Below are 19,622 nucleotides of genomic sequence, written 5' to 3' on the forward strand. Positions count from 1 at the left end.
GTGCATAGGATGCAATGCGAATTGTGCAATTTGTGATATCATTAGGAATTAGTACTATAGTGAAAGTAAGCTTTAATGCTGTAGAAGATTCTATTTTAGTGGAGTAACCCTATGATTTATGGCGTTTTGAACCTGTCGTTTTGGGGGTATGTATTAGCAACTGTCATTCTCACGCAAATAACGATTGCTGCTGTTACTATTTATCTTCATCGCCACCAAACGCATCGCGCATTGACCTTACATCCCATCGTAAGTCATTTTTTTCGCTTCTGGCTATGGTTAACTACAGGTATGGTTACCGCTCAGTGGGTGGCAATTCATCGCAAACACCATGCCACAACAGATATTGAAGGCGATCCACACAGTCCTAAGGTATTAGGATTGAAAAAAGTATTCTGGCAAGGCGCTGAATTGTATAAAGAAGCCTCCAAAGATAAAGAAATGATTGCCAAGTATTCCCATGGCACCCCAAATGATTGGATTGAGCGGAATTTATATTCACGCCATTCATCAAAGGGTATTTTGCTAATGTTTTTAGCTGATTTGTTTCTCTTTGGTCTGCCAGGCATAACGGTGTGGGCGCTGCAAATGATGTGGATTCCGCTTCATGCAGCTGGTGTTGTTAATGGTATCGGCCATTACTGGGGCTATAGAAACTTTGAATGCCCTGATGCTGCCACTAATATTTTTCCATTTGGTTTTTGGATTGGTGGTGAGGAGTTACATAATAATCACCACACGTTTGCGTCCTCTGCTAAATTTTCTGTTAAGTGGTGGGAGTTTGATATTGGTTGGTTATATATTCGCTGTCTGTGTTTTTTAAGACTTGCTAAGGTTAAGAAATTACCACCGAAACTTGCCAGAGAAGAAGGAAAGCTTCACGTTGATCTTGACACAGTCAAAGCAGTAGTTAGCAACCGTTTTCAGGTGATGTCACAGTACTACAAGCGGGTGGTTCGTCCTATTCTCAAAGATGAAAAACGGAGTATAGCACAGACAGCCGATAAACACCTTTTTCAGCGGGCGGGTCGTTTATTACGTCTGCAGGACGGCTTGCTATCACCTCGTGCCAAAACACGATTACAGGCTTTGCTAACAAGTCGTGAACAACTCCTGGTGGTGTACAATTTTCGTCAATCGTTACAAAACATTTGGCTCAAAACAGCCAGCTCACAAAAAGAATTGGTTGAGGCGCTGCAACAATGGTGTAAACAGGCTGAAGAATCAGGCTTGGAAGTATTGCATCAGTTTGCTCAACAAATCAAAGGATATGTACCTCATCCTGTTAAAGTTTAAAAAGCGGGGGAAGCCCGCTTTTTTTATTACTTAATAAAAGACAGCGTGTTAACGTTCCCTTTACTTACGATCAAATAAGTATTTAAATGCTAAAATTATAATGTTAGCAAGGTTGACATTTATAGGCTTTTGCTTTGAAGTAGTAGATCCAATCACAATCACGTATGGAGATGTTATTTATGGAGAAGAAGACGGCCGTAGTTACTGGAGGAACAGGTGGGATTGGTACAGCCATTTGTCAACGCTTAGCTGCTGATTATCAAGTTATTGCCTGTTATTTTAAAAATGGCAATCATGAAGAAGCCAAGCGCTGGCAAGCAGAACAGCGCGCAGCAGGTCATGAAATTGATATTGTTTATGCCGATATTGCCAGTTTTGCTGATTGTGAAAAATTAGCATCACTTGTATTGGAAAAATACAATAATGTGGATGTCTTGGTTAATAATGCTGGTATTACAGTAGACACTAGTTTAAAAAAAATGAGTGCACAACAATGGCAACAAGTCATCGATGCCAACTTGACAAGCGTGTTTAACGTAACTCGTAATGTTTTGCCTGCCATGCTCGAAAAAGGTTATGGCCGTATCATTACAATTTCATCTATCAACGGGCGAAAAGGACAGTTTGGTCAATGCAATTATGCTGCCTCAAAAGCTGCTCTTTTTGGATTCACTAAAAGTCTGGCACAAGAAGTAGCTTCCAAGGGTATTACAGTAAATACGGTTTCACCAGGCTATATTGAAACTCCTATGTTGGCAGCGATGAAAGAGGAAGTATTACAAAGTATTATTGCCAATATTCCGGTTGGTCGGTTAGGAACACCACAGGAAGTGGCAGAAGCAGTTGCGTTTTTGGCTTCTCCTTCATCTGGATTTATCACCGGTGCTAATTTGGATGTCAATGGTGGTCAGTATATGTAAGGCTGCACAGGGATACATTTAAATAGGGAAGAGAATGCAGAAAGAAAAAGTGGTACTTATTACTGGTGGTACTGGAGATATAGGTACCGCCATTGTTAAGCAGCTAAAACCTCTGTATGGATATATTATCGCCTTGGATATTATTTCCAGGGAAAAGGCTGTACAGTGGCAGCAAGAATTAGCTCAGGATGATTGTCACGATATTCACTATCGCCAAATGGATGTTTCTGATTACAATCAATGTCAGCAAGTGATAAAAGGTATTATTAGAGAGTTTGGTCGCGTTGATGTTTTGATTAACAACGCAGGTATTACCAGAGATGCTGTATTCAGCAAGATGACTAAACAGCAATGGGATGAAGTCTTAAGAGTTAATCTTGATAGTATGTACAATGTGACTCATCAGGTGGTAGAACAAATGCGTAACCAGAAAAGTGGCCGCATTATAAATATCTCTTCAGTTAACGCGCAGAAAGGACAGTTTTCTCAGACCAATTATGCGGCATCCAAGGCGGGCATTTATGGCTTCACTAAAAGTCTTGCGCAAGAGTTGATGTTAAAAAATATAACGGTGAACAGTATTTCACCTGGTTATGTCAATACGCGTTTAATGAAAGGAATTCGACCGGATATCCTGGATTCTATTATTGAATTAATTCCTGCAAAACGATTAGCAGAACCAGAGGAAGTTGCCTGGGTGGTAGAGTTTTTAGTCAATGAAAAAAGTTGTTACATTACCGGGGCAAATCTGAGTATTAATGGTGGTTTACATATGTATTAAGATCTGTTGTCATTGCGCTAAATTGAGTCGAAAAGTAATATTTTCGTCAATATAGTAGAATGTCACTAGACCATAGCCCTTTATGGTCAGCAGGAAGATAAGCAGACCTGGGTTGAGAGAACTATGGCAAGACTGATAAAGAAATATAAAAATCGCAGACTATATGACACTGAAAAAAGCCAATATATTACTGTTGAAGATCTTCAACGGTATGTAGTCGAAGGTTTGTCTTTTAAGGTAGAGGATTCTACTACGGGCAAAGATATTACCAATGCTACTCTGTTACAGATTTTCGTTGAAATGGAAAGTGGGGCCACGCAATTTTTATCTCCTGAAATACTAAGGCAATTAATTATTTTTGCTAACCACCCAATGCATCAGTCTTTTAAGTCGATGTTGGAGCAAATGTTTGCCAACATGGAAAAATTATTACAATCAAATCCTTATCTGAATGACTATAAAAAAGCTACCATGCTGTGGGATCAGCAAATGCAACAATTCTTTAAGCACTGGCAGGGATTTTTTGGTGTTAAATAGGATAAGTTTAATAGTGATGGAGCATCTATACTGAACTCCTGTAACAACAGTTAAAAATATTGCGCTGCAAAAAATTATTGCTTAACTCCTTGACAAATATTAAATAAAAGTACTATTATTTAATTGTGCAGTGCAACATAAAGGTGGAGAACATCATGACACAAGCTTATTTTGAAAACTGGAGCGACATAGCAAAAAAAATTCAAGAGCCGTTTCAAGCTCTGACAGAACTTAATGTAAAAACTTTACAAAGTCTTAGCTATTTAAAACCAGATGAACTCGCTAATACGAAAAAGCCAGAGGAACTACTCGAGAAACAAATTCATTTAGCAATTGAGAATGGACATAAGGCATTGGACTATTTACAAAAATCATTCCAAATTATGGAAAAAACAATGCTGTCATTAGTTCAAGAAGTAAAGAATAAGGCAGATATTAAGAAGTAATAGTCCATACTTAGCTACTGCTTAAGCAGTAGCTTTTTTCGCCAGTTGAATTTATTCAAATCCAAATACGCTTCTGCCACCATACAAAGCTGAAGCCTCCTTTTCATGAGCAATAATCTCTTCTACGGTAGGACCGCTGATAATCCTGTGCTCAAGTTCTCGTGCTTGTTTATCCAGCTTTTTAATGGCATCCAATTTTTCGTTTTGTCCAAGCTTTGCTTTTTGAATGGCTGTTTTCAAAACACGGATAGTTTCATCATACACTTTCACAGGAACAGGGAAGGGATGGCGATCTTTGCCTCCATGGGCCAGGGAAAAACGGGCGGGATCGGAAAATCTATAAGGAGCACCATGAATGATTTCAGCTACCATGGCTAAGGCCAGAATTGTTCTGGCGCCTACACCGGGTGTCAGGAGAAGTTCTGAGAAATCTTCCGGGCCGCGATCGATGGCCGCAGCAATGTTTCCATGCAAACGTCGTAAAGAAATATCTTCAGCTTTGACCTCATGATGTGTTGGCATCTCTAGATGAGGTAGTGGAAGCTGGCCTGCTTTAACAGTTACCCCTTTTGGAATAGCAGGTTTCCCTTTCGATACTTCTGCAAGAATACGTTCGGGAGAGAGTGTTTTCAAAAGATCAATTTGTCTGGATCGCGATATTTGGGCTCTTTGATCAGTAAGATTGATAATATTACCTTGATGAGGTCCTTCGATGGCGGTATGAGGCGCATCAATAAAACTGTCCAGTCCCTCGGATAACCAATGATATCGCCGTGCCTGTTTGTTGCTAGTATTCATACCCTGCTGAATAATAGCCCATTTTCCCTCGTCAGTAACAATAAAGCCGTGCAAGTAAAGGTCGAAACCGTCCTGAATAGCTGCGCTATCTACCTTGGCCACAAGGCGACTGGACTGGGCAAGTTGTTGACCATCAAAACCCACTCTGGAGCCAATGGTTATAAGTTCATGGGGAGTTTGACGCGAATATTTACCCCTGCCCCCACATACATGAATTCCTAGCTCTTTCGACAGCGGCGTTAAACCACGTTTAAGAGCACCGATGACACTGGTAGTAATGCCTGACGAATGCCAATCCATGCCCATGACTGAACCAAAGGATTGAAACCAGAAAGGATTGGCCAAACGCCGCAGAAATTCATCTCGTCCGTAATGATGTATGATGGCTTGGCTCATAACGGCCCCCAATTTTGTCATACGATCTGCTAGCCATGAGGGTACATGACCATAATGTAAAGGCAGATTAGCGCTACCTGTTTTTTGGGTCATATTTGCTTTGAAAGAATTTAGAGTAGGGAAATTATAGCGGGCTAGGCTGATTCATTCCAATTGCAGTATGGTGGCGCGTATAAAGAACTACCTGCTCCCTCGGCTTTGCGCATTCTGGAATGACGAGATGCAAAAAAATATAAAGGACTTCAACACATGTCATCCTGAAAACGACGAACTCAAAAAATAAAGACAACAGCAGCTTTCCTCGAAAGATTAATCAAATCAGCTGCTTAGTTCTAACGGCTAAGCTGGTTAAAATTATTATAGTTATTAACTCTATGAATCATAAGTTATTTGCAAGCTACAGTTTCCTCTTCGGCTGCGGGTGTGGTCTTACCTATCAATGATTCGGCGCTAAAATTAGTTATCCCTTGACCTGGTTCTTCCATAGCTGCTTTGTAGGTTTTAAAAACATACTTGCCGGGTGCATCGATTATTGGTTTAAAAGGCAGCTTATTAAAATCAGGGGCTTTTACAAGAGGACCTGATTCTTTTTTCAACCAATCCAGCCATTCAGGCCACCAGGAACCTGGATGGTGAATCGCACTGGCCAACCAATCTTCAGCAGTTTGATCTGTTCTTGTATTCCGATAGAAACCATATTTTTCACTGCTTGAGGGATTAACAATCCCTGCAATATGTCCTGAACCCCCCAATAAAAAACGTTTTTTTCCCTTCATCAGTTGGAACCCCCGATAAGTCGTTTGCCAGGGGGCAATGTGATCTTTTTGGGTGGATACAAAAAAAGTGGGGACTTTAATTTGGGTAACATCTAAAGGCACATGATTTAAATGAATTTTACCAGGATTAATTAAGTCGTTGTGAAGATACATCCAACGTAAGTATTGCGAATGCATTTTTGCAGGCATATTCGTAGCATCAGCATTCCAGTATAGAATATCAAAAGGTACGGGGTTTTTTCCCTGTAGGTAATTTTTAATAAAAAACGACCAGACAAGGTCGTTGGCTCTCAACGAGTTAAAGGTGCTGGCCATAAAGCGGCCGTCTAAAAATCCTTTCGCGTGCATTTCTTCTTCAATGCGTCGAATTTGTTGTTCATCAATGAACACAGAAATATCACCGGGATCACTAAAATCAATCATTGATGCAAGAAATGTCGCACTACGAACAGGCGTTTCGTTCAATGCATTCAAATAGGCAAGCAAGCAGGCAATTAATGTTCCACCTATGCAAAACCCAAGCACATTGACCTGTTCTACCTTAAGTTGCTTTTGTATAGTCTTAATCGCAGTAAGAGGACCTTCATTTAAATAATCAAACAAACCCTTGTCAGCATAACTGGCATCAGGATTTACCCAGGATATTACAAATACAGTAATTCCTTGTTTGACCAGCCAGCCAATGAATGAATTATGTGGACTTAAATCAAGGATGTAGTATTTATTAATCCAGGGTGGAACAATCAATAAAGGAATGGTGTTCACTTCTTCAGTTTGTGGGCTAAATTGGATGAGCTCCATCATTTCATTACGATAGATTACTTTTCCAGGTGTTGTTGCCAGATTTTCGCCAATTTTAAAGGCGTCTGTATCAGTCATTTTAATAATCAGACGTGAAGAACCTGTTTCCAAATCTGTAAGCAAATTCTGTAAGCCACGTAATAAATTTTTGCCGTGACTTTGAATGGTTTCTGCCATTAATTGGGGATTGGTGTGAAGAAAATTGGCTGGTGATAAGGCATCAAGATATTGTCTTGTAAAAAATTGTACTCTTTTGGCAAGTTGCTTGTCTCCATAATCTAAATGCTCAAAGAGAGAATTTAGGTGCTCGCTTGCTAACAGATAATGTTGGCTTAGCAGGTTAAAAAAGGGATTATTGACCCACTCCTCGCTACTGAAACGCCTGTCTTCAATGGGCATGGATTTCCCTTCCAACCAGTGGTTAAACTGTTCCTGCATTAAACTCATGGCATCTTGCCAGTAAGCAAGTTGCATTTGCCAAATTTGTTCCGGATTTTTCAACATTACTGTCAGTAAGGCCTGAAAATCGGTAGTGAGATCAATATACTGTTTGATAAGAGCAGGAAACTGCGCGGGTTGTTTCTTCATCCCATCAATTAATTGAAGACTTTTCATTGCAACAGAGTGCATGAGATCACTAAGTTCTGTATCTTGGGTCATCCGAGCTCCTACAAAATCGTTAAACTTACTGCATTTATCTAGATTATCAAAAGCTATCTAAATACCAAAATTAAATCTATCTCTTAAGATAGTCTATTTATTTGGAATAAATTCAGAATATAGCTCTATTTTTTTATTTCTGCTGTGCAATTAATTTTTATTGTTGGCCAACGAAGTCTATTTTTATCGCTAATTCAATAGATTGTCCCATGCGTTCTTCTAATAATTATTTTTAAACGTTAGTTTAAGCCTAGTGGTGCATTGCAAAATAGAGTTCCCTCTTCTACACTGAGAGTTAGTTGTTCACTATGCTCGGTATTAAAACAATTATGAAAGCAGTAGACATCTTAAGTATAGCCTCTGTAGTACCTGAACAATCTGTATCTAGTCACGAAATAATCCATGAGGCGAATGGCCATCTCAGTGATGAGGTTCACAACATGCTTGGCTCAATGTTTATCAATCAACGCTATGCTGTTGTGGACGATTATCCACGTTATCTGGCAGGAAAGAAACCCAGAAAATTAGTGGAGGACATTAATGAGCTTGCAGTGAAATCAATTTATAAATGTGTAGACTCCATCAATAAAGCATTGGATATTTGCTTGTTTATTACTGTGACTAATACTGCACTAAGACCCTTGCCTTGTATGGCTTATGAAGTTATTGCCAAGGTGAATCCGGCAGTTCTCCCACGGGATGTCAGTGTAATAAATATGCAAAATCAAGGCTGTTCTTCGATGGTTAAGGCTATTGAGATTGCACAATCTTTTTTAATAGCAAATCCTGGGAAACAAGCTTTAATTACCATTGCAGAGGCACATACTGCTATGGTTCCCCCTACTTTAACACAAAAAACAATTGGTTTTAATGAAATAAAAGCAATGCCTGAGGGGGAAGAAAAAGAAACTGCACAACTTAAAATAAACAATTTGATTAATAGCTATTTATTTGGTGATGGTGCGGTTTCAATGTTGCTACAGAGTAGTGAAGAAGAGCAAAATTTTAAATGTTGTCATCTTACTAATCAATCTTACAAAGATACTGAGATTTTGCATATGGATGAGGGTGGCAGTTACAAGCCCCTATATAATGGATTTCCTCAGTATTTTTTAAGTAAAGTAGTGCCTGCCCGAGGTCTTTTTTATAGCAAATGCTTGTTTGAAAAGCTTTGCAGTAGCTCTAAAGATAATGACATCAATGACATTGATTTTTTTCTTATCCATACCGGAAGTAAAAAAATTATTGATGGCATTAGAAATGCGTTTTGTCTAGAGGAAAACGAGAAAGTCTCTCACTCTTATTCAGTCATTAAAAATTTTGGAAATTTATCCTCGTGTTCCATTGGATTTATGCTTGATGAGGCACTGAATAGAGATAAAAAAACAGGTAATTTTTTATTAATTTCTTTTGGGGTGGGTTTTAGTGGCAGTATTGCTAAATGGCAATTAAGAAGAGCTTATTAATATCTATATTTTATGCTTCGGTCGGTAACCTATGTGGGACAACTATTTTTAGCATAGCCATGCAAAAAGGAGTTGGGAATGAGTAATAATAATGAAATTTTAGCAAGCGGTGGTTATCTACCTAAAAAAATAATTCTTAATCAAGAGCTTGAATCATCAATGGCTACGACCGATGCCTGGATTACCCAAATGACGGGTATCAAACAGCGCCATATGCTTTCTGAAGATGAAGATTTTCTCAACTGTAGCTACAAGGCAGCACTTGCCGCTCTCGAGGAGGCAGACGTGTCACTACAAGCAATTAATTTAATCATTGTTGCAACGACGACACCTTATCAGCTGATGCCAAGTACAGCAGTCATGCTTCAGCAAAAGCTTGGAGTAACAAATTGTGTTGCTTTTGACATGCAAGCAGCTTGCTCGGGTTTTCTCTATGCGTTAGGTACTGCTAATTATCTGATGAAAGCAAATTCGCAGTTTGAATATGCGTTGGTTTTGGGATGTGATGCTTTTTCTCATGTGATTGATCATAATGATAGAACAACAGGGATACTTTTTGGTGATGGTTTCGGAGCATTTTTATTAAAACGTGCAGGAGATTCTGATACAAAGGGAATTTTTTATTGCAAATTAGGTTCCGACGGCCAAGGTGTTGATGATTTATATATTCCCTGGGGAATGGGTCAAGGGATACAAACCGCGGAGGAAAAGAAGCCTTTCATCATTATGAATGGCAAGCAAGTATTTAAACATGCTGTTTCCCGTTTTACTCAAGAAATTAAGCAAGCGCTGGAAACTATGCATCTAACTATTGCAGATATTCAGCACTTTGTTCCTCATCAGGCCAATATTCGCATTTTACAAGCAGTAGCTGCTGCCTTGAATATACCGATGGAAAAATTTATTGTGTCTCTCGATAAGCATGCCAATACCTCAGCAGCCTCCATTCCACTTGCATTCAATCAAGCGTATCAGGAAGGAAAAATCCAGCGAGGCGATTTAGTGTTACTGTGTGCATTTGGTGCCGGATTTACCTGGGGTACCACCATTTTTGAGTTTTAGACTCTTCTTAACCTAACTGTGCTTTTAGGTTGAGGAACTTCGACTTCATCTGACTTTTTGCCAGATTTAACATCTGTTGTCGTTTTGAATAAATGTAATCCAGAAGTATGTTGGGAAAGCGATCCGTTATATTGCCATGAATAGCCGATATCATTGGCAAGTGCCTCGAATAATTTGAAATCTGAGCGATTTAATTTAGTTTTGTTGGCTATCTTTAATAAACCAACGATTTCACTTCTATCGGGCTTCCAAATTCGAACCTTACCACCCACCATTAATGTCATGGGAAGATCTAAATGATGTTGATTTTGTAAATAATATTTAGCAATGTATAGTTTAAGTTTCGTATCAAAATTAGAGTTTTTTCCTACTAATCCTATCAATGATTCTGGAAAGAAATTACCATTAACTTCATTATATTTGGTGTAACGTGGGTGGTTGAACCTTGGATCTGCACAATGCTCTTTATATTTTTCCATAAACTCTTGTCTGGAAAGGAATGGTTCAAATTTATGTTTATCTTTGGAAGCATTATAGAAGTTATCATGGCCATGGCTGATTGATGTCATTCCATCATGGAACATATAAGCTCTGATCGTTGACTTATCTGCGTCATAAACAACTCCTATGTCGGTAAATAATTCCATTTTTACACCAGGAACAATTAAGGAAGCACAGCGACCTCTTTGCCCATTTCGTTCAACATTTTTATACGTTCCATTCATGCGGGTTGTAGTTAAATATTTAAGCTCATCTTCTAGATCCTTAAATCCTGGCTGTATTCGCACACCTCTAACCACAAATCGACCTTCTTTAAGAAGAAATTGAAGTTTCTCCGGAGATAGTTCATATTGGGCTGCAGTTTTTTTCTTCTCAGCATACCTACTTTGCAAATCACTTTTCATGTAGTCGTAGGTCGCTTTAATACTAGTTACTGGCGTTTCAAAGCTAGCTGCTATTTTTGCTGCCAACTCTATTGCCTCCGGAGCTGCTTTCCCATCCTTACAAATTGGTTGTATTATCACTTTTGGTTGCTTGCCGAATAGCCATCTTGAAAGGAAATTTGGGGCATAAATTTGAATAGAAGCTAATGTGGAGTGTTCATTTGATAATGTAATGGTTCCCTCGTATCCAGTAAAAATGGTTAACCATGATTTTGGCTGGGTTATAGTCAGCTTAATAGTATTGCCTACCCCAGGAAATAAATGGCGAGCTTCTATTATGGAGGAGTGAAGCAATGAATTTAATCGATTAAGCGTAGAATCATGATTGAGGGCACTGGAAGCAATTACATAACCAGGCTCTATTTTAATGAAATTTACCTCAAAAGGATTCGCTTTGATATCATTGTAGAGCTCTTGTAGGAAATGTTCATCAAAATCTGCACCATTATTACAGCCGCGTAGATTTCTTTTAAGCCCATTGAAATCCATTTTTCTATTTGAAGCTATATTTGGATTATGTAAATCAGTATTCAGCATGATGGTCTGGAATGCCAAAATGTAACCGGCATCTTTGTTGGCAATGTTGCCCCCAGGATTTTTCTTGTAATATTCTTCGCTAAAACTTTCTACCAATCTATCAATCTTTTGTGCTTCGCCTGGTAATTTAAAAGCGCTTAAAAAACGTCTTAAACTCTGTGTGAAATTTTGTCCTGTTAAATCAATTTTACCAGTAAACGCAGTTAAAACAGCCTTATTCTCAGCATCGGGACCACTTAGATAATCACCAACTGCTTCTAAATCCAGATTTTTCTTTTCTTTATGAAAAAAATCGGCAATGTGTTCTTCTACGGCATCTACATTACATACCGCACATATCTCTTTTATTTTTTGAATCCCGTTTTTAGGTTTACGGTTAAATGCTTTAATAATTTTCATGCGTCTAGCATGAATTTCCTCTCCAATATTTTTTAGATGGATTGTTTTATGCAAATTTTTATTAAATTTTTGAGCTGTTGTACCGTTTACTTCCCGCGTAATGAAATTTTCAGTTTGAGCCTGAATAGCTTTATTTACCGCAGTGATATCGGATTGATAGCCTTTAGGCAGAGCGCGTTTATACCTGCCTGTAGACGGATGACAATCTTCAATTTGGATGCATAGAGTTTCTGATAACCTGACAGGTTTTTCCAATTCAATTTTTAATTTATTTAATTCCTTGAGATCTAGTCTACCTTCTTTAGCTGCTTGCATATTTTCGGCTAATTTTTGATGTCGAATTTGTAGCTCCCTTCGAATTAGCCGAGTACGTTCCTTAAGGTTTTTCCTAATGCTACCCTTACTCATTATTTCGCTCTAATAAAACTCTATATAATTATTATATAGTCATATTGTTAAATAAATATTAAGTGCATTGGGCTCTTAAGAAAGTTTTTAGGTGGCACCGTCAACTTGGTTAGTTAGACGTGAAATAAGAGATTATTTAAAAACTAAACAATTCTTCTCCTGCACACTGTTGTAAGTTACAATTTAGCCAATTTATTTTCATTGCCTAACGAATGCAGCTAAAAGAGTTAAAATTAGCGGGATTCAAGTCCTTTGTTGATCCTACTGTTGTGCCTTTCCCTAGTCAATTAGTGGCTGTTGTTGGTCCTAATGGGTGTGGAAAATCCAATGTCATTGATGCCGTGCGCTGGGTTATGGGGGAAAGCTCTGCAAAGAATTTGCGCGGGGAATCAATGACAGACGTTATTTTTAATGGATCAACTCACCGAAAGGCAGTAGGTCAGGCATCTGTTGAACTGATTTTTGATAATAGTCTTGGGCGTTTAACCGGCCAATATGGCAGTTATCAGGAAATTTCAGTCAAAAGAGTGGTGACCCGTGACGGAGAGTCCTCTTATTACTTAAATGGTAGTCGTTGTCGACGTCGTGATATTACCGATATATTTTTAGGGACTGGTGCCGGAGCAAAGGGGTATTCCATTATTGGTCAAGGAACGATCTCGCGTATTGTTGAGGCTAGACCAGAAGAACTAAGAGCTTATCTGGAGGAAGCGGCCGGCGTTTCAAAATACAAGGAGCGACGTCGTGAAACGCTATTGCGCATCAACCACACACGGGAAAATCTAGCACGCGTGGCAGATATTAGAGATGAGTTAGAGAAGCAGTTACAGCGACTTGAGCGACAGGCAAAAGCTGCTGAACGATATAAAATGTTAAAGGCAGAGGAGCGGTTATATAGGGCAGAAATTTTAGCGTTTAAGTGGCAATCACTTACAGAAGAACAAACTAAAAAGCAAACCCTGATAAAACAGCTTATGGCGGATTACGAAAAACATCAGACAAATGTGACTGAAGCCTTTAAGCACGGCACGCTGCTTCGGGAAAAAATTCAGGATGACAATGAAATTTTTCAGCAAGTCCAAGCCAATTTCTATCAATTATCAACCGACATTGCCCGTCTGGAAGAAACCATCCAGCAAAACCAACGTGAAAAGCAACGTCTACGGGCTGATCAGCAACAAAACCAAGTCGATTGGCAAGCAGTAAATAACCAAATACAACACGATAAAGAGCTGTTACAACAGAGTGAACAATGGGTAAAAACCTTACTTGATAAAGAGCAAGCACTTCAAGCTGAATTTAATGAGAAGCAGCAAGCGCTGCTGGAAGCGCAAGCGCAGCAAACAGCTTCGAATGCCAGGGTACAAAGTATTCAGGCTGAGCTCAATAAAGCCTTGCGAGAAATGCAGGTTGAACAAGTACGCCTGCAACATATTGCTGAGCAACGTCAACAAGTATTAACCCGTTTGGAAAAAATTACTGAAGAACAGCAAGTTAATGACATAAATACACTTACTGAAGAACTTAAAGCTCATAAAGAATCAATCACAACGCTCGCAGCACTGGTGCAACACAGGGAGCATGTTTATCAGCAAATTTCTGCAGAGCTTGCTGGATGTCGGGAACAATTTTTAGAGACTGAAACCTTCGTGTTGAAGACGCAGGACGATATTTATTCTTTGGCGACGCAACAGGCAACAGTATCCGCTACACAGCAAGCAGCTCTGGGACGTGCTCAAACCGCTTCCAATCTGGAACTGTGGAAAGAAAATTCCAGATTGGTTGAAAAATTGACTGTTGAAAAAGAATGGCAATATGCCTGCGAAATGGTTTTGGGGGATAATTTGCAGGCAATTGTTCTTGATTCTATAGAAGCACTATGGCCAACCCTAAAAGATATCCCTGCGAAATCGGCAATATTTCTCACACCCAAAGCAGATCACTCTTTAACAAAGCGTTATCCCTGTTTAAGTGACAAGGTAACAGGGCCGATACCTCAGGGGTTGTTTTCGCTGGATACTATTTATGCTGCTGCAAATTTGGACGAAGCCTTATCCTGGTTGCCTAATTTGCTTGATACAGAATCAGTCATTACTCCTGATGGCTATTGGCTGACTAAAACCTGGGTCAAAATTGCTGTACCCTCTACTCAGCAAGAACAAAATGGCTTATTGCTAAGACAGGAGGAATTGCTAACGCTTAATGAAAGTCTTGCTTTAGCTCAGACAACACTCTCTAATTTAAAAAACAAACGGGATCAATTGCATCAACAGCTTAAAGAATATGAGCTGCATCTGGAAATGGCTAAGCAGGATTTATCCCATGCGCGTGATGATTATAAAACTTGTGAAGCAGAGATTACCAATAAAGAACGCTCGCTCCAGCAGGCGGAAACACGAAGAAATCTATTAATAATTGAACAGGAAGAGCTTGCAGCAAGGCTGGAAGAGCTTGCAAGTGAAAAGGAGGATGCGGAGTCTTCCTTATCATTGGCAACTGAGGCGGTTAAGTCTTATGAAGAAGAGCAAAAAATTATAACTGCTCAAAAAGGTGCTGAGGAAGAAATCGTATTACATTATCGAGATGCAGTTGATGAAGCAAGAGCTGCTTTGCATCAAAACCAACTGGTTTACGATAGAGAAACAATTAAAATCCAGCAGCTTGAAGAAAATATAAAACGTGACCAGCGAAGATTGGCAACACTAAAGGAGCGTATGGAAATCCTGGCTGCCCGTCTGATGGCTTTGGAAACACCAGAAACACAATTTGAGGAAACGCTGCAAGAAAAAATTCTCCAACACCGTGAACTGGAAATGCAATTAATGGTTTGCAGGGAAAATTTAAATGCATTGACAAAGGAGTTGGACTCTTTTGAAACTCTGCTGCGTACCGAAGAAAAAAATGCCCAGGTAATTCAGGAACAAATGCAACAAGAACAAATGCAGGAACAAGTACTTTCTGTTCGGGCGAGTGACATTATTGAATCACTGACAGAACTTGATGTTCAGTTAAAGGAATTAATTGCCAATTTACCACCAGGAATGTCTCAGGCATTACGTGAACAAATGTTGAATGAAGTTGTTGAAAAAATTAAACGTCTGGGGGCAATTAATTTAGCTGCGATTGAGGAATATGATTGTGAATCCCAACGTAAACAGCATTTGGATGAGCAATATCAGGATTTAAATGAGGCTTTGGCCACACTTGAAGCTGCGATTGAAAAAATGGACAAAGAAACGCAGCAGCGCTTTAAAGCGACATTTGACGAAGTAAATACGGCATTTCAGTCACTTTTTCCACGTCTTTTCGGTGGAGGACGTGCCATGTTAGAGTTAACCTGTGATAATCTGTTGGAAGCTGGTATTTTGGTAATGGCTCAACCTCCAGGCAAACGAAATAGTACCATTCATTTGCTCTCGGGAGGTGAAAAAGCAATGACTGCAGTGGCTTTAGTATTTGCTATTTTCCAATTAAATCCATCTCCATTTTGTATGTTGGATGAAGTGGATGCTCCACTGGATGATGTCAATGTCGGCCGATTTTGTACTTTGGTAAAAGAGATGTCACAATTCGTGCAATTCCTGTTTATCACGCACAATAAAGTAACTATGGAATTGGCAGATCACCTAATTGGAGTAACCATGCGTGAACCGGGTGTTTCCCGTGTGGTTGCAGTGGATGTTGAACAAGCTTTGTCTATGAGCTCATCCTGATGGTAAGAGTTCTTTAACAGAGGAGTTAAAAATGCAGGCAAATTGGAGTCTTATCCTTAATGTGTTATTGCTCATTGGGGTTGTGATTGCAATAGGACGCTTAATGAAGGCAAGACGTCAAAGCTTAAACCCGATCAGCTATCAACCCTCATTAGGGCAAACGGAAAATAAGCATTTTGATGACATTATAGCGGTACGTAAAGTCAATCAGGATTTTCACAAGGAAGTGAGTGAATATGATAAAGCTGCTTCAGCCAAGATGCCAGCAATTGGGGAAATGGATGAAAATCCTGTTTCAACCAACGAGCCAGGTAAGTCCTTAATGATGTTTTTATTAGCTAAAGAAAACCGTCAATTGGCTGGTTATGAATTACTGCAAACTGTATTGGCGGCAGGTCTGCGCTTTGGTGAAGGCCAATTGTTTCATCGACATCAGTATGCAAATGGGCAAGGCCCTGTGCTTTGCAGTCTTGCTGCAGCCACGGCAAGTGGCGTTTTTGATTTACAAAATATCGGGGCATTTAGCGTAAGAGGACTTTGTCTTTTTATGCAATCATCAGGTAATCCCACGATTGATGCTGAGCGTCTTGATATTATGTATGAAACTGCCAAGCAGTTATGCGATGGTCTGGATACTCACCTGCTGGATGAACAGCGCCAGCCATTTACAGAGGCAAGTTTGACGCGTTATTACCGTATGCTCAATATAAATGAATCTTATGAGTCAGCCGCTCTGGCTTAAATGCACTTCTGAAGAGCTTACACTGCAAGTTAAAGTCAAACCTGGGGCTAAACAAAATAAATTATTTCTCAATACAACAGGTCGCTTGCAGATAAGCCTGCAAGCAAGTCCTCAAGAAGGCAAAGCGAATAAAATGCTCATAGCTTATTTATCACAATTATTACGCGTGCCGCAAAAGCAAATTTCACTCCTTCATGGTGCTACTTCACGCAATAAACTTATCCGTATAAAAATTGCTGCTAAGGAGCAAGACCGCTTAATTCAAATTTTATCTGCAATATCTTGAGATGTTGTTATTCCTGTACAGGCGAGGCGGGAAATTTTCAAACGGTTATATAATTATGTGAGTGTATAAAATTAGCGCTCTCTCTGGTGACTTCACCTAATAATCAGTACACTAAGGTTTTAACTACTTTAAATTGCTATGAATCTAACAAATATTGCAAACTTACTGGGGGTGCCTTGTAATAGCAAGGAAACAGTGACAGGTTTTTGTATCGACAGTCGTCAAATCAAACCAGGAAATATCTTTGTTGCGATACAAGGAGAGCATTTTGATGGCCATGATTTTATGGCCGAAGCTGTTTCAAAAGGAGCAATAGCAATTATTTGTAGCAAACCGGATAAAGGAGTGCTTATACCACAATTTGAAGTTCCTGATCCATTAAAAGCCTTGGCAAAAACGGCGACTGCTCATCGACAAACGATTCATTGTCCAATCATTGCATTGACTGGTAGCAATGGCAAAACCAGTGTAAAAGAAATGATCGCCTCCATTCTACCAAAGCCTGCACATGCAACTCCTGGCAATTTAAACAATCATATTGGTGCACCCTTGAGTGTGCTGCAATTAACTACCAGTCATCGCTATGCAGTGTTTGAGTTGGGGGCTAACCACGTGGGAGAAATTGCCTATACTGCTGCCATTGTGCAACCTCAAGTGGCACTGATTAATAATATTGCACCTGCACATATTGGTGAATTTGGCTCCATTGAGGGAGTTGCTCGTGCAAAAGGAGAAATCTATCAGGCATTGCCAGCAGGAGGAGTAGCTGTTATCAATGAGGATGACAGCTATGCTCATTTTTGGGATAGCAGTTTAACCGATAAGAAGGTCTTACGTTTTTCACTCCATAAGCCGGTTGATGTCTACGCAAAAACTATTCAGTTTAATGAACAAGGATGTGCCCGATTTGATTTAGTATTACCTACAGACCAGGGACAGGTCACATTGCAAGTCCCCGGTGAACATGCTATTGCCAATGCATTGGCGGCAGCGAGTTGTAGTTATGCTGTTGGCATCAGTTTGCCCCATATCATTGAGGGCTTAGAGCATTTTCGAGGTGTTGCTGGACGTATGACTTTCCTGCAAGGTAAAAATCAATCTTTAGTCATTGACGACACTTACAATGCCAATTTACGCTCAGTTTTAACGGCTGTTTCCGTGTTAGCCAAACGTCGAGGTCGCCGTATTCTTGTGTTGGGCGATATGGGGGAGCTTGGCAGTTGGACTCAAGCGCATCACGAAGAAGTGGGATATGCTGCTCAACGCCAGGGTATTGATTTATTAATGACTTGCGGTATTCATAGTGCGCATAGCAGTAAAGCTTTTGGAGATAGTGCCAAACACTACAGTAGCCAAGAAGAGCTAGCCCAGGATTTGCTCAATAAACTGGATGCTGATACAACTGTATTGGTAAAAGGTTCGCGCTCCGCCGCAATGGAAAAAATTGTGCATAGACTGGTGGGTTGAACGACTCAGAATATGCTATGCTTGGCAACTTTTTGCGCGGCCTGAAAACGCACCAATATTCAGGCTACACCCTAACTTTTTAATGAGGTATTATTAACATGCTTTACTGGTTAACGCAGCTATTACAAGGACAGTATCATGCGTTTAGGGTATTTCAGTACTTAACATTTCGTTCTATTTTGGCTGCATTAACAGCACTGCTTGTGGGGCTATTTTGTGGTCCTCTCATGATTAAATGGCTGCGAAATTTGCAAATCGGGCAAATGGTACGTGATGATGGGCCTCAAACCCATTTATCTAAAGCAGGAACTCCCACTATGGGGGGCGTATTGATACTACTGGCTATTATTGTCAGTTGCTTGCTATGGGGGGATCTAAGGCAGGTTGCATTATGGTTGGTATTATTGGTTACCACCGGATTTGGTCTGGTCGGTTGGGTTGATGATTATCGCAAACTAGTACGTAAAAATAGCAAAGGATTACCTGCACGGTGGAAATATTTTTGGCAATCAATCATAGCACTTGGAGCAGTGCTATACCTCTATCTGAATGCTGAAATTCCTGTACAAACACAACTCACTGTCCCATTCTTTAAAGAGTTACTGATTAATTTGGGCCCGTTATTTCCGGTGCTAGCCTATTTTGTCATCGTTGGCAGTAGTAATGCTGTCAATCTCACAGATGGATTGGATGGCTTGGCAATTGTTCCTATTATAATGGTTGCAGGGGCGCTGGGCATTTTTGCGTATGCAAGTTCCAATTCGATCTATGCTCATTATTTGGCCATTCCCTTTGTGCCCAATACCGGTGAGTTAACTATTTTTTGTTCGGCAATTGTGGGTGCAGGTTTAGGTTTTCTGTGGTACAACAGCTATCCCGCGCAAGTATTTATGGGAGATGTGGGTTCTTTGGCATTGGGCGCTGCGCTTGGAATGGTTGCTGTTATTGTAAGACAGGAGCTTGTGCTTTTAATTATGGGTGGCTTGTTTGTGATTGAAACAGTCTCAGTCATTTTACAAGTTGGCTATTTTAAATATACAGGCGGTAAGCGTTTATTCCGCATGGCACCACTACATCATCATTTTGAATTAAAAGGATGGTCTGAACCTAAAGTTATTGTGCGGTTTTGGATTATGACTGTAGTGTTTGTGCTCTGTGGTTTGGCAACTTTGAAACTTCGCTAGGTG

At 39.8% G+C, this 19,622-nt stretch carries 15 protein-coding genes; 12 read left to right on the plus strand and 3 right to left on the minus strand.

Going from position 1 to position 19,622, the window contains the following annotated elements:
• Positions 1–111: 111 nt before the first annotated feature.
• The 5 genes from clem_RS01770 (at position 112) to clem_RS01790 (ending at position 3,980) form a co-directional block, all read left to right on the plus strand.
• Positions 112–1,296, plus strand: a complete 1,185-nt coding sequence (locus clem_RS01770; protein WP_094090042.1) for a DesA family fatty acid desaturase — start codon at positions 112–114, stop codon at positions 1,294–1,296.
• Positions 1,297–1,475: 179 nt separating this feature from the next.
• The gene (gene phbB, locus clem_RS01775; protein ID WP_094090043.1) at positions 1,476–2,216 is read left to right on the plus strand and encodes an acetoacetyl-CoA reductase; all 741 of its coding nucleotides are present in this window, start codon (positions 1,476–1,478) and stop codon (positions 2,214–2,216) included.
• Positions 2,217–2,250: 34 nt separating this feature from the next.
• The gene (gene phbB, locus clem_RS01780) at positions 2,251–2,997 is read left to right on the plus strand and encodes an acetoacetyl-CoA reductase (RefSeq protein ID WP_094090044.1); all 747 of its coding nucleotides are present in this window, start codon (positions 2,251–2,253) and stop codon (positions 2,995–2,997) included.
• A gap of 123 nt (positions 2,998–3,120) precedes the next feature.
• Positions 3,121–3,534, plus strand: a complete 414-nt coding sequence (locus clem_RS01785) for a polyhydroxyalkanoate synthesis regulator DNA-binding domain-containing protein (RefSeq protein WP_094090045.1) — start codon at positions 3,121–3,123, stop codon at positions 3,532–3,534.
• Between the two features lie 155 nt (positions 3,535–3,689).
• The gene (locus clem_RS01790) at positions 3,690–3,980 is read left to right on the plus strand and encodes a phasin family protein (RefSeq protein WP_094090046.1); all 291 of its coding nucleotides are present in this window, start codon (positions 3,690–3,692) and stop codon (positions 3,978–3,980) included.
• Between the two features lie 51 nt (positions 3,981–4,031).
• Here clem_RS01790 and clem_RS01795 read toward each other — a convergent pair whose 3' ends face one another.
• Together clem_RS01795 and clem_RS01800 are read right to left on the minus strand one after the other, a co-directional pair.
• A complete protein-coding gene (locus tag clem_RS01795; RefSeq protein ID WP_094090047.1) occupies positions 4,032–5,267 on the minus strand; it encodes a DUF763 domain-containing protein in 1,236 nt (411 codons plus the stop codon).
• A gap of 293 nt (positions 5,268–5,560) precedes the next feature.
• Complete coding sequence (locus clem_RS01800; RefSeq protein WP_094090048.1) at positions 5,561–7,411, minus strand: PHA/PHB synthase family protein; 1,851 nt, start codon at positions 7,409–7,411, stop codon at positions 5,561–5,563.
• A gap of 329 nt (positions 7,412–7,740) precedes the next feature.
• Between clem_RS01800 and clem_RS01805 the strand changes: the two genes are divergently transcribed.
• Together clem_RS01805 and clem_RS01810 are read left to right on the plus strand one after the other, a co-directional pair.
• Positions 7,741–8,877 (plus strand): 3-oxoacyl-[acyl-carrier-protein] synthase III C-terminal domain-containing protein, encoded by a 1,137-nt coding sequence (locus clem_RS01805; RefSeq protein ID WP_094092238.1) that lies wholly within the window; start codon positions 7,741–7,743, stop codon positions 8,875–8,877.
• Between the two features lie 78 nt (positions 8,878–8,955).
• Positions 8,956–9,939, plus strand: a complete 984-nt coding sequence (locus tag clem_RS01810; protein WP_094090049.1) for a beta-ketoacyl-ACP synthase III — start codon at positions 8,956–8,958, stop codon at positions 9,937–9,939.
• Here the strand turns inward: clem_RS01810 and ralF are convergent.
• Entirely contained in the window at positions 9,936–12,134 is a 2,199-nt protein-coding gene (ralF, locus tag clem_RS01815; RefSeq protein WP_232505524.1) for a T4SS guanine nucleotide exchange effector RalF, read from the minus strand. The two genes, clem_RS01810 and ralF, sit on opposite strands and share 4 nt — an antisense overlap.
• A 305-nt stretch (positions 12,135–12,439) precedes the next feature.
• Here ralF and smc point away from each other — a divergent pair, with 305 nt between their 5' ends.
• The 5 genes from smc to mraY all read left to right on the plus strand — a co-directional run bounded on the left by smc (position 12,440) and on the right by mraY (position 19,619).
• Complete coding sequence (gene smc / locus clem_RS01820; RefSeq protein ID WP_094090050.1) at positions 12,440–15,940, plus strand: chromosome segregation protein SMC; 3,501 nt, start codon at positions 12,440–12,442, stop codon at positions 15,938–15,940.
• A gap of 31 nt (positions 15,941–15,971) precedes the next feature.
• Entirely contained in the window at positions 15,972–16,682 is a 711-nt protein-coding gene (locus clem_RS01825; RefSeq protein ID WP_094090051.1) for a cell division protein ZipA C-terminal FtsZ-binding domain-containing protein, read from the plus strand.
• Entirely contained in the window at positions 16,660–16,968 is a 309-nt protein-coding gene (locus clem_RS01830) for a DUF167 domain-containing protein (RefSeq protein ID WP_094090052.1), read from the plus strand. The genes clem_RS01825 and clem_RS01830 overlap by 23 nt, the downstream gene beginning before the upstream one ends.
• A 138-nt stretch (positions 16,969–17,106) precedes the next feature.
• Positions 17,107–18,435, plus strand: coding sequence for a UDP-N-acetylmuramoyl-tripeptide--D-alanyl-D-alanine ligase (locus clem_RS01835; protein ID WP_094090053.1), 1,329 nt, complete (start codon positions 17,107–17,109; stop codon positions 18,433–18,435).
• Positions 18,436–18,533: 98 nt separating this feature from the next.
• Positions 18,534–19,619, plus strand: a complete 1,086-nt coding sequence (gene mraY / locus clem_RS01840) for a phospho-N-acetylmuramoyl-pentapeptide-transferase (protein WP_094090054.1) — start codon at positions 18,534–18,536, stop codon at positions 19,617–19,619.
• The last annotated feature ends 3 nt before the right edge of the window (positions 19,620–19,622 follow it).

It is taken from the genome of Legionella clemsonensis, assembly GCF_002240035.1.
Lineage (GTDB): Bacteria > Pseudomonadota > Gammaproteobacteria > Legionellales > Legionellaceae > Tatlockia > Tatlockia clemsonensis.